Source organism: Bacteroides sp. ET71 (assembly GCF_023336905.1).
GTDB lineage: Bacteria > Bacteroidota > Bacteroidia > Bacteroidales > Bacteroidaceae > Bacteroides.
Genome location: NZ_JAMBLS010000087.1, coordinates 1 through 1565, shown reverse-complemented (window position 1 = coordinate 1565; position 1565 = coordinate 1). Strand labels below are relative to the sequence as shown.

Here is a 1565-nt window from a genome sequence, read left to right as displayed (position 1 = left end):
ATTCAAGGCAAATTAAAACAACTAATATACAGCAACTTACAAACAAATAAACAAATGTAAAAAAATAACGGTAGTGAATGATTGATTTGATAGATTACATAGGAAGGTGTAGTTCCCGGGAAAGCACATATCGCTTGGCGGACTTTTTCAACCGCTGGTGGGACGAGTACGCACAGCACCCTGCGGAGTACATCACCCCCGAACAGTACAAGGCGGTGAACGCTATCCGTGTGTGCCGTACAGCCGCTTTGGGAATAGACACATACGTCTGTCCCGATTGCGGGGAGGTGCGGGAAATCAGTCATAGCTGCAAGAACCGTTTTTGCCCGTCATGCGGCTGGCGTGATACGCTGAAATGGGCGGCACGCATGAAAGAAAAGTTGCTGCGAGTGCCGCACCGCCATGTTGTGATGACCTTGCCGCATATCCTGCTGGACTTGGTGAAGCGCAACAAGAAAGAAATACTGAACATTCTGATGCGGACTTCGGCAGACACGCTGAAAGACTGGATGATGCACAAGTTCGGCTTGAAAACCGGGGTGATTGCCGTGCTGCACACCTATGGGGAAACAAAGCAGCTTCATGTACACACCCACATGATTATGTCGTGGGGCGGCATCAACAACAGAGGTAAAATAGCCGTTCCCGAACATGATTACGTGCATATCCCCTCTATCCGCAGGGTGTTCCGCTACAAGTTTGAGAATGCGCTGATAGGACTGTTCGATGCGGGCAGGCTGGAGCATGACTTTCACGACCGCATGGAGTTTATGGGCTTCATCAAAAAGGTAGCGAACAGAAAGGACTGGATTGTGCATCTGGAACCGCCCATACAGATGCCGGAGCAGGTGATACAGTATGTGGGCAGATATTCCAAGCGGGCATGTTTGAGCGAATACAAGATTACGGCAATGGACGGCGAGAACATTTCATTCCGATACCGTGATTATAAGAACTCACCCGACAGGAGAAACCCGGTAGAAAAGGAACTGACGCTGCATTACCGTGAGTTCTTTCCCCGGCTGCTGCAACACGTTCCCCTGCGCTATTTCCGCATCGTGAGGTATTACGGCTTCTACTCCAACAAAGGCAACCTGCCGGAAGAATACTTCGGACGGGATGAAAGCGAGATAGAGGAAGCCGGAGTGCAACAGGCAGAAAGTGAATACGAGAATCCTTATTTCTGCGAGCATTGCGGACGGATGAGAGTTTACAGCCACACTACGGTAACGAGTGGCGGCATCACATATACGGTTGTATTGGAACATTGCGACATACACCGGGAAAAATCGGCATGACAGCAATATGGGATAGCTATGCCCTGCCGTGAACAGAAACAGTAAAATTCCATAAAATAGAAGAAAGGAGAACAAAAAAATGAATGAAATACAGATAAGAGCTGTAATAAAACGAACCGGGTGCAGGAATGAACTTCACACCCCTTTCTGCCGGAAACAGCAGTCAAAAATTGAAGTTCTATATAAATATGTAATAGTGCATGGTGGGTAAAACTGCCTTGAACAAAGAAATGAAGCACCTAAACGGTGCTTATTTCCGAACCATTA

General features: G+C 47.7%; 1 protein-coding gene. It reads left to right on the top strand.

What is annotated here, in order from left to right; translation table 11 throughout:
• Nucleotides 1–77: 77 nt before the first annotated feature.
• On the top strand, nt 78–1298 hold the full coding sequence (locus M3090_RS15230) for a transposase (RefSeq protein WP_249057682.1): 1221 nt from the start codon (nt 78–80) through the stop codon (nt 1296–1298).
• Nucleotides 1299–1565 lie beyond the last annotated feature (267 nt).

What these genes read in the sequence shown, in the direction of transcription:
- M3090_RS15230 (WP_249057682.1), top strand. Translation starts at nt 78, where the DNA reads ATGATTGATTTGATAGATTACATAGGAAGGTGTAGTTCCCGGGAAAGC.